At 39.1% G+C, this 10125-nt stretch carries 10 protein-coding genes; all 10 read left to right on the top strand.

The genetic code is table 11. The features are described 5' to 3' along the window. The first annotated feature begins 790 nt into the window (after positions 1-790). The 10 genes from rpmH (at position 791) to noc (ending at position 9825) form a co-directional block, all read left to right on the top strand. Complete coding sequence (gene rpmH / locus CPRO_RS14755) at positions 791-925, top strand: 50S ribosomal protein L34 (protein WP_066053539.1); 135 nt, start codon at positions 791-793, stop codon at positions 923-925. Positions 926-1017: 92 nt separating this feature from the next. Then, a complete protein-coding gene (gene rnpA, locus CPRO_RS14750; protein ID WP_066054130.1) occupies positions 1018-1413 on the top strand; it encodes a ribonuclease P protein component in 396 nt (131 codons plus the stop codon). Between the two features lie 5 nt (positions 1414-1418). Next, complete coding sequence (gene yidD, locus CPRO_RS14745) at positions 1419-1631, top strand: membrane protein insertion efficiency factor YidD (RefSeq protein ID WP_066054127.1); 213 nt, start codon at positions 1419-1421, stop codon at positions 1629-1631. A gap of 72 nt (positions 1632-1703) precedes the next feature. Continuing rightward, entirely contained in the window at positions 1704-2765 is a 1062-nt protein-coding gene (locus CPRO_RS14740; protein WP_066053536.1) for a YidC/Oxa1 family membrane protein insertase, read from the top strand. Next, positions 2758-3375 (top strand): RNA-binding cell elongation regulator Jag/EloR, encoded by a 618-nt coding sequence (gene jag, locus CPRO_RS14735; RefSeq protein WP_066053534.1) that lies wholly within the window; start codon positions 2758-2760, stop codon positions 3373-3375. Before CPRO_RS14740 ends, jag begins: the two co-directional genes overlap by 8 nt. Positions 3376-3681: 306 nt before the next feature. Further along, positions 3682-5067, top strand: coding sequence for a tRNA uridine-5-carboxymethylaminomethyl(34) synthesis GTPase MnmE (mnmE, locus tag CPRO_RS14730; protein WP_072743379.1), 1386 nt, complete (start codon positions 3682-3684; stop codon positions 5065-5067). A 158-nt stretch (positions 5068-5225) separates the two neighbouring features. Then, positions 5226-7115 (top strand): tRNA uridine-5-carboxymethylaminomethyl(34) synthesis enzyme MnmG, encoded by a 1890-nt coding sequence (gene mnmG, locus CPRO_RS14725; RefSeq protein WP_066053531.1) that lies wholly within the window; start codon positions 5226-5228, stop codon positions 7113-7115. A 218-nt stretch (positions 7116-7333) separates the two neighbouring features. Next, entirely contained in the window at positions 7334-7768 is a 435-nt protein-coding gene (locus CPRO_RS14720; RefSeq protein ID WP_066053528.1) for a hypothetical protein, read from the top strand. 3 nt (positions 7769-7771) lie between these two features. Further along, positions 7772-8491: a 16S rRNA (guanine(527)-N(7))-methyltransferase RsmG gene (rsmG, locus tag CPRO_RS14715; protein ID WP_066053525.1), complete on the top strand. Its 720-nt coding sequence runs from the start codon at positions 7772-7774 to the stop codon at positions 8489-8491. A 494-nt stretch (positions 8492-8985) separates the two neighbouring features. Next, positions 8986-9825, top strand: a complete 840-nt coding sequence (noc, locus tag CPRO_RS14710) for a nucleoid occlusion protein (RefSeq protein ID WP_236782362.1) — start codon at positions 8986-8988, stop codon at positions 9823-9825. Positions 9826-10125 lie beyond the last annotated feature (300 nt).

Genomic DNA, 10125 nt, shown 5'->3' with positions numbered 1-10125 from the left:
AGTTATTCACAGCGAATGCTTTGTACTTGCCCACAAAATAAACAGTATGCAAAATATAGAAAAACACGGGACATCCTGACTTAAATAATTGCATATTTTATAAAAGGAATGTTTTTTCAAGAGGTTTTTCACATAAAATCGAGGTTATACACAGGGTTATCAACAGTTTGTGGATAACTTTGATTTTGGTACTGTAAAAGAATTGTGAATTTTGTGGATCATCAATGAAACAATACTTTGCCCATAGTATAACAAAAGTTATCCACAACCGCAATCAAAAATTATGGTTATCCCCAAGGAAACGAAAAAAAATGAATGGAAAAATCTGTCGTTTGCAATCATGTATGATGAAAAAAACATATATTATAAAAGATTTTAAAGGTATGCCACGAAAAAAGAATGAATTTCGTTGAAAATAATTTTAAAATTTCTTGATTTTAATTGTACAACCTATAAAATTAAAAGGAAATAGGGGTGATAGCTTCATGAACCAAGCTATGCCTATGGTTTTTTTGTATCATATAACAGTGTTTTAGAGCTTGGAAATGGTTTTAGTTTTGTTATTTTTAAAAGTTCTACTATATATAGTGAAACCTAAATAAAAAAATCTATATATTTGTCCAACCTGAATTTTTTTCAGCATATTGTAAACTTTTACCCCAAAATCCCAGCATTTAAAGGCTTTTCAGGTAAATATTTTTCTTGACGTACCTATCCTTTTTTACTATAATAGTAACAGTGCTCGTAAATAGGGCAGTGAATCCCTGCAATAAAGGAGGTGCGTATAACTATGAAAATGACATTTCAACCCAAAAAGAGACAGAGAAGCAGAGAACATGGCTTCAGAAAAAGAATGTTGACAGCCAACGGTAGAAAAGTGCTTGCAGCAAGAAGAAAAAAAGGTAGAAAAGTATTATCCGCATAATCCTCATACCAAAAAGTATATTAGGCCGCTGAAAGTGGCCTTTTGTTCATATGAGGAATAACTTGGCGGTACCGAATGAAAGAAGGATTATTATGAATTTTACAGAATCTTTGAAAAAAAATTTTCAATTTCGGTATGTATATAATAGAGGCAGATCCATTGCCAACCGCCACTTGGTTATGTATGTAGTAAAAAATGGGGCACAAGGGAACAAATTAGGTATTTCTGTCAGTAAAAAGGTAGGAAAAAGCGTTGTACGTTCCCATGTGACTCGTCTGATTCGGGAAAGTTATCGTAATATGGAAGAAGAAATTCGTCCCGGTTACGATATTGTTGTAATTGCCCGGGTAATTTGTAAGGATGCCACCTATCATGAGGTGAATGCCTCCTTGCGGCATTTATTGAAAAAACATCAATTACTTCTTTCTTATCAAGAAAATCATCAGGAAAAAAATTGCGAGAAAGAAATTGAAAATGAAGAGAGATGAGAGAAATGGTTAAAAAGTTTTTTTTACTGTTAATCCGATTTTATCAGGTGGGAATTTCTCCTTTGATTGGACCTCATTGCAGATTTACCCCCACCTGCTCTCAGTATGCATTTATCGCGATATCTCGTTATGGTATCTTTAAGGGCACATATCTTGCCGTCAGAAGAATTCTGAAGTGCCATCCCTTCCATGAAGGCGGCTATGACCCCGTTCCCTAAAAAAATTCTATTGTTTGTTGTCTTGTCCTGCGGGGCAAAAAATTCTATCTGTTTGTTAAGGAGGCATAAAGCGTGTTTGGAAGTGAACTATTATCAGGTGTCGTTTTGACGACGTTTACGTCTGTAAAGATGCCCGGAAGCATATTGGGTCCTATTGCCAAAATTTTGGGACAAGTTTACAATATGCTCTTTAATGGGCTCTATGGTATGACGGAAGCAGGCGTATTAGGCTTTGCAATTATTTTATTTACCTTGATCGTGAAAGCAATTCTATTTCCTTTGATGGTGAAACAGCAGAAATCTTCTTTTAAGATGCAAATGCTTCAGCCTGAATTGGAAAAGATTCGAAATAAATATAAAGGCAAGACAGATCAGATGTCTCAGCAGAAAATGGCTATGGAGATGCAGGATTTTCAAAAGAAGAACGGTATCAGCCTCATGGGCGGATGCTTACCTTTGTTGGTTCAGCTTCCTATTTTGTATGCATTGTTTTATTTGTTCCAAAATGCATATGTTTATGTTGATGTCATTGGCCAAAATTATACTGACATTGCAAACGCAATTTTGCAAATTCCAAAGGACTTGAGAATGGACGTGTTTGCTCCCTATGCCCAGGCCTTTGTTGATCACAACAAAAATGTAGAAATTATTAAAACAAGCGGTTTTGATTTAAGCCGACTGAATGATGTTGTTATGCTGGTAAATTATTTGGGCGCAGATGCTTGGACAAATATTTTAAATCAGCTTGGCTCCAATGGTGACACATTGATTGGACTTTTGGCAACCAAAAATAATATTGAGACATTTTTGTTTATCCCCCTCGTAAGTGCAGCGGGATTAAAATGGCCTGGTGTGTTAATTCCTGCTTTTGCTGCAATCACTACTTATGCACAATCAAAAATTATGATGGTAATGACGCCATCAGCTAATAATGATCCCAATAATCCTGCAATGGCTATGACAAAGACGATGACTTATGTGATGCCGTTTATGATGGGCTTTTTCTGTATTTCTATGCCCGCAGGTCTTGGACTTTACTGGACAATCAGTAACTTAATTGGAATTATTCAGCAGGTAGTATTGCAGAAATATTATAAGAAGAAATTCGCGGGGGAGGCTGAGCAGAATGGATGAAATTAGAAAAAGCGGTAAGAGCATTGAAGAAGCGGTTGCTGCTGCCTTAACGGAACTTGGGGCATCTAAGGAAGAGGTATCCATCACTGTTATTGACGAAGGTTCAAAAGGTTTTTTGGGCGTATTTGGCGGAAAAGAAGCAATTGTTTTGGTTCGAAAGAATTTTAATCCCGAACGTGCCGCAGAAAATTTTTTAAGAGAAGTGTTTTTATCCATGGGGCTGATTGTAAAAATTGAAACGCAAATGAAGGATAAACATCTTTTGATTAATTTAACCGGCGGAGACATGGGGATTCTGATTGGCAAAAGAGGGCAAACCTTGGATGCATTGCAATATTTGGTGAATCTGGTTGTAAACAAAAGCAGCAGTGCTTATATCAGTGTAATGCTTGATACAGAAAATTATCGCCAAAGAAGGAAGGAAACCTTGGAAACTCTTGCTTTTAACCTGGCGAAGAAAGTAAAGCATACAAAGAAAAACGTAGTGCTTGAGCCGATGAATCCTTATGAAAGAAGAATTATCCACTCTGCATTGCAAAATGATCGTTATGTAACAACATTCAGCGAAGGGGAAGAGCCTTATCGTAATGTTGTAATTACTTTAAAATAAAAAGCAGTTCAAAACCCGTTGCAGGAGGCTCTTGTTACGGGTTTTTCCTGTATTAAAGGTTAAGAAAGACCGTGGGTTTCACCCACACCCACTTGCTTTTTGAAAAAAGCAAGACCAGAAACTTTAAATTGAACCCCCATTTTCATGGGGGTTAGGAGAATAGATATTAATTTTGTTATGAATCACCTGCGAAATTTAGGTCAAGCCTTTTTAAAGGCTTGCAGGGTTCGGGACAGCGTCCCGAGACCTTGACCTTGACTTGACCTTGATCTTGACCTTAGCACTTATAGAAAAAGGAGGGATACTGTGAATAGATTCAATCATTTAGATGATATTATAGCAGCGATTTCTACCCCTTTAGGTATGGGGGGGATTGGCATTGTCAGAATAAGTGGACGGGGATGTATTGAGCTGGCGGATCGCTTATTTCAGGGAAAAAAATCCCTTTTGGAAAAGAAAAGTCATACTTTATCCTATGGAAAAATTATAAGCCACGGTGAAATCATTGATGAAGCTTTGGTTTCTGTAATGAAAGCCCCTCAGACCTATACAAAAGAGGATATTGTGGAAATCAATTGTCATGGTGGTGCGTTGGTGACCCGAAGAATCCTAGAGGCTATCTTAAACGAGGGCGCAAGATTGGCGGAGCCTGGGGAATTCACCAAAAGAGCCTTTTTAAATGGTCGTATGGATCTGACTCAGGCAGAGGCAGTCATTGATATTATTCATTCTCAAACAGACTTATCCCGTCAGGCAGCTGTGAATCAGTTAGAAGGTAGGTTGAAAAGAGAAGTTCGTTCCTTGAGAGATGAAATCTTGAATATGATTGCCAAGATAGAGGCAGTGATCGACTATCCTGAGCATGATGTGGAAGAGGAAACCTACGGGAATATGGAGCAGGGAACCCTAAAAATATTAGAGCATATGGAAAAACTATTGGAAAATGCCGATCGGGGAAAAATTATTCGTGATGGTTTGGAAACAGTAATTGTAGGTAAGCCAAACGTAGGTAAATCCTCACTTTTAAATTGGCTTTTGGAGGAAGAACGGGCGATCGTAACGGATATTCCTGGTACCACCAGAGATACTGTTGAAGAATATATCAATATTGATGGTATTCCCATGAAGATTGTAGATACTGCAGGTATCCGTGAAACAGGGGATTTGGTAGAAAAAATGGGCGTGGAAAAATCAAAAGCTTATGCGGAAAAAGCCGATTTAATATTGATGATGCTGGATAGCTCCAGACACTTAGAAACGGAAGATAAAGAAATTCTTTCTTTTATACAAGGAAAAAAGACCCTTGTTTTGTTGAACAAAACGGATTTAGAAAGAAAGCTGTCTATGGACGAGCTGGAACAATATATCCCTAAGGAACAATTGATTTCTGTTTCCATTAAAGAAAATCTAGGCTTTAATGAGTTAATTCATGGCTTAAAGGAATTGTTTTTCAGCGGAGAAAGTGTGAAAGCCGAGGATGCCCTATTGGGAAATACTCGTCACAAAAATGCACTATTCCAAGGAAAAGAGGCCATGGAGCGTTGTCTGGAAACCATTCGTACCCGTATGCCTGAGGATTTTATTTCTATGGATTTACAGGATGCCAACCGCTTTTTAGGTGAAATCACTGGTGATGTTGCAGATGAAGAGATCATTGACCGCATATTTACAAAATTCTGTTTGGGGAAATAAAATTATTTTTTACAAATTATGTTGAAAGTGGGAGAAATTTTCCCAATAGATTATGCCCAAAGCATTGCTTATTGAACAAACTTGCCCTAAAATATTAGGTTAAGAGTGATAAATGATAACGAGGGAAATTTCCCTTTGGGATATGAAGGAGTTATAAAATGAAATATGAAGCGGGAACCATTGATATTGCTGTAATTGGTGGTGGTCATGCGGGGTGTGAGGCGGCGTTGGCGTCGGCAAGAATGGGCATGAAAACCATTTTATTTGCCATCAGCTTAGACAGTATTGCCATGATGCCCTGTAATCCCTCCATTGGGGGCAGTTCTAAAGGGCATTTGGTAAGAGAGATTGATGCTTTAGGCGGCGAAATGGGAAAAGTAATTGATAAAACCTATATTCAGACAAAAATGCTGAATACAGGAAAGGGGCCTGCGGTTTATTCCCTGCGTGCCCAGGCGGATAAGGTAAAGTATCAAGCCGAAATGAAGCATACCTTGGAAAAAACACCGAATCTTCGGGTTTATCAAGGGGAAATTGCAGAAATTTTAATGGAAGACGATAAAGTTTCTGGTGTTATCACTGCGGCGGGGGCTATTTTCCGTTGCAAAGCCGTTGTTTTATGTATGGGTACTTATATGCAGGGGCGTTGTTTACATGGAGATGTGATTATTCCCAGTGGTCCCAATAATTTGATGCCCGCAACCCAGTTAAGTCAAAATCTTAAAGATATGGGCATTCGTTTATATCGCTTTAAAACGGGAACCCCTGCAAGAATGCTGAGAGGTTCTTTGGATTTTGATAAGATGCAGCCTCAATATGGAGATGAAAAAATTACACCCTTTTCTTTTGAAAATACCGCAGAAGATATCAAAAGAGAACAAGCGTTATGCTGGTTGACCTACACCAATGAGAATACCCATCAGATTATTCGGGACAATCTCCATCGTTCTCCATTATTCGGTGGTGTGATTGAGGGCACAGGCCCCAGATATTGCCCCTCTATTGAAGATAAAGTAGTACGATTCGCAGATAAAGAGCGCCATCAGATTTTTATTGAGCCTGAAGGGGAAACCACAGAGGAAATGTATATTCAAGGAATGTCTTCCTCTTTGCCTGAAGATGTGCAAATTGCTATGTATCGTACGATTCCTGGATTGGAGCGTTGCGAGATTACTCGTTTTGCTTATGCCATTGAATATGATTGCATCGATGCAACCCAGTTAAAGCTTTCTCTGGAATTTAAGGAGTATAAGGGGTTGTTTAGCGCAGGGCAGTTTAACGGAAGTTCCGGTTATGAGGAAGCGGCGGCACAGGGGTTAATCGGCGGCATCAATGCGGCTAGATATATTCAGGAAAAGGAGCCTGTGATTTTACAGCGCTCCGATGGCTATATTGGTGTTTTGATTGATGATTTAATCAGCAAGGGCAGTAAAGAACCCTACCGCATGATGACAAGCCGTGCAGAGTTCCGTTTGTTGCTGAGGCAGGACAATGCGGATCAAAGGCTTATGCCCATTGGCCACGAAATTGGTTTGATTTCTCAGGAACGTTACCTTGCATTACAGGAAAAAGAGCGTCTGGTTGCTTTGGAAATAGAGAGGGTAAAGGGTCTCACCATTGCTCCTCATGCTAAAACCTTAGAAATATTGGATCAATATGAGAGTACACCCATTAAATCAGGAGTGAAATTATCGGATTTGATTAAAAGACCCGAACTGGATTATGAAAAGCTTGCGCCCATCGATGAAGCAAGACCTGAGCTTCCCACTGATGTGCGGGAGCAAGTAAATATACAAATTAAGTATGAGGGATATATTGGACAGCAATTGAAGCAAGTAGAGCAGTTTAAGAAGCTGGAAAACCGTAAGCTTCCGGAAAATATGAATTATCAGAATATTCAAGGGTTACGCATTGAAGCAAAGCAAAAGTTGGATGCAATTCGACCTACTTCTTTAGGACATGCATCACGAATTACCGGAGTATCGCCTGCGGACATTTCCGTATTATTGATTTATTTGGAACAGCAAAAGAGAAGTTCCAGAGATTAAGGACGAGAAACAAAGATTTCAGGTTGTTGTTCTCAACCCTACAACCCCACAAAATGGGATTGCAATAAAAGAGTTTGGTTTTTTAAGTTGGTTTTCATAACTTTTCTATTGCAAAGCCAACTTCATTGTCTGCCCCACCTTAGGCAGTGTGAGAACAAAGCCCAAGGTCTTTACCGAATCTTGCTTGTGCTTTATATATTTAGAAAGGAGGGGGTTGAATGAAGGTATTTTTGCCTTGGGAAGGGACACAAAAGGAAAGTCCCCAAAAAGATAGAAGGTTGTTTTTACCCAAAAGAAAATTCCCCTTGGAGGACTTATGTTTTAATACAGTGAGTGGACCGTTTTTCTCGTTGCCAAACCCCAGTGGAACCTTGCGTTCCTTCTTGCTGGCTTTGGAAAAAGATAGTCAGGATGAGGCATTGGGCTATCTTTCAGCATCAGCGGCTGCCATTGCGGATTTTGATGGTATCAAAAAGTTTTTCGAGGAACGTAAAAACCTGCATTTTTTCTCCGATGATATTTGGAACGAAATTAGAACTGTAGCCCTCACCTGTAAAAATGATGAGGGAATTACCGAGGTGATTTCTGTGCAAATGGTGGCGGAGCCTAATCACTTTGGTAAATGGAAGATAAATTATATAGAGAAGGAGTAGTGCATGGAAAATAAAATGCTGTTACAATCCTGCTGTGAGCAGATGCATGTTCAGCTCTCTGAACAGATGGCGGAACAGTTTATGACTTATATGTCTCTGCTTTTAGAGTGGAACGAAAAAATGAATTTAACGGCAATCACAGAGGAACGTGAGGTTATCTTAAAGCATTTTGCCGATTGCCTGAGCCTTGTGCCTTATTTAAAAATAACAGAATCCACGAAGATAATCGATGTGGGCACGGGAGCTGGTTTTCCCGGACTGCCGGTGAAAATCGCTTGTCCCTCAGTTTCCATGACCCTTTTGGATTCTTTGCAAAAGAGAATTGGTTTTTTGGAAGAGGCCATTCAGTCTATGGGCTTGAGGGAGGTTGCCTGTGTCCATTCTCGTGCAGAGGATGGTGGGCAAAATCCTTTGTATCGGGAACAGTTTGATTATTGTGTCTCTCGTGCAGTGGCGAATTTGGCGGTATTGGCTGAATATTGTCTGCCCTTTGTAAAAGTAGGGGGAACTTTGGCGGCGCTAAAAGGCCCTGATGCTTTAGATGAAATCAAAGAGGCAAAGGGTGCCTTGGAAAAGCTTGGTGGAAAGGTGACAGAGGTCATTGATGTTACAATTCCTTTTACGGTGTTATCCCATAAATTGATTTTCATTGAAAAGGTTGCACCAACACCAACAGCTTACCCAAGAAAAGCAGGGAAGATTTCGAAAAATCCATTAAAATAGAAAGAGGACAGCACATCATAGAGATTGCTGTCTTTTTTATTGCGTAAATAAGTTCAAAAATAGACAGGAAAAAGGTTATTCATCATAACCGGGGAAATAAAAAGTCAGGCATTTATTTTGAGTGATTAAAGGAAAAGAGAACTGAGAATGGTAGAAATAATTCCCTAGAAAATAAATCAGTTTAATATCGAAATACCAATATATAGTATTTGTGTGTCAAAAAAAGCAGTATATGTAGTGTAAAATTTGGAATAAAATGACGAGAAAATGGTATAGAATTGAAACTTTTTCACAACCTCTGTCAATATCTCTAACCCTTCGAGCTTTTTGTGTCTTATGCCGAGTCATTTTGTCGAGGTCGCAGAGTTTTTGTTATACTCTTTTTCTTTCAAAACGTGCTTCCTATGTTAAAATAAAGAAAGAAAAAAAAGAAAAATGCCGTAGATTTGTAATGTTATCTCGGTTTCCATAGAATATAAAAGGCGGAAATACATATGGAGGTTTTGAAATTTCCCGAAATGCGTTTAAAAAAGGAGAAGGCTGTATATCAGCTGCCAATTGAAAAAATTCGCCCCAATCCATATCAGCCAAGAAAGTATTTTAATCTTGGTGCATTGGAAGAACTGGCGGAATCCATTACCGCATATGGAATTCTGCAGCCCATTACTGTTCGAAAAATGAGTGGAGGATTTTATGAATTGGTGGCGGGAGAGCGTCGTCTTCGGGCGGCTGAAATGGCCGGATTGAAAACCGTTCCTGCTTTGTTTGTTCAGGTAACTGATAGTGATAGCGCCGTGTTGGCGTTTATTGAAAATATTCAACGGCAAAACTTAAGCTTCTTGGAAGAGGCTGAAGGCTACCGCAACATGATGGAAGACTATGGATTGACCCAAGAGGAGCTGGCTACGAAGCTTTCCAAAAGTCAATCTGCCATCGCTAATAAGCTGCGTGTTTTAAAATTAGAAGACAGTGTGAAAAAAGAACTGTTAGAGCATCAATTTACAGAACGACATGCAAGAGCATTGCTTCGCCTGCCTGATGAAGAAAGCCGTTTATTGGTAATGGCTCATATGATTCGGGAAGAGATGAACGTAAAGCGCACAGAGGAATTTGTGGAGCATACGTTGGAGGAAATGCGCAGTAAGCATTCAGAAAAGGGGGAAAGACGAGAAAAACGTTATGTAACAGATTTTCGTTTGTTTACCAATACCATTAAGCAATCCTTGGAGGTAATCCGCCGCAGTGGTATGGATGTTGTATACGAAGATAACCAAAACGAGGAGGAATGTGAAATCATCATTCGTATTCGTAAGGGTGCAGTGGTATCGGCATGAACTGGACAAGATAAGTAGGGGAAGCTATTTATTTTCAGTAGGGGTTGCTGAAAAAATAATACTTATCTAAGAAGTTTGGATTTGAATGGGGTATGAAAAGGGTTTGGATTGACAGGAAGTTTTATGATTTCCGTAAATCCAAACCTTTTTCGTGTTCAAAATTTGGGAGATATAATATTTTAAGAGAAAAGCTATGATATGAATGTTTTCTAAAGGATTAGCATGCTTGTTTTGAAGGTGACCAAAGTGCGGCAGATTACCACAGTCAGGTTTGGCTTCCTATTATGAAAAAGTAATCAT

Source organism: Anaerotignum propionicum DSM 1682 (assembly GCF_001561955.1).
GTDB classification, from domain to species: Bacteria; Bacillota; Clostridia; order Lachnospirales; family Anaerotignaceae; genus Chakrabartyella; species Chakrabartyella propionicum.
This window is presented reverse-complemented; position numbering and strand designations above follow the sequence as displayed.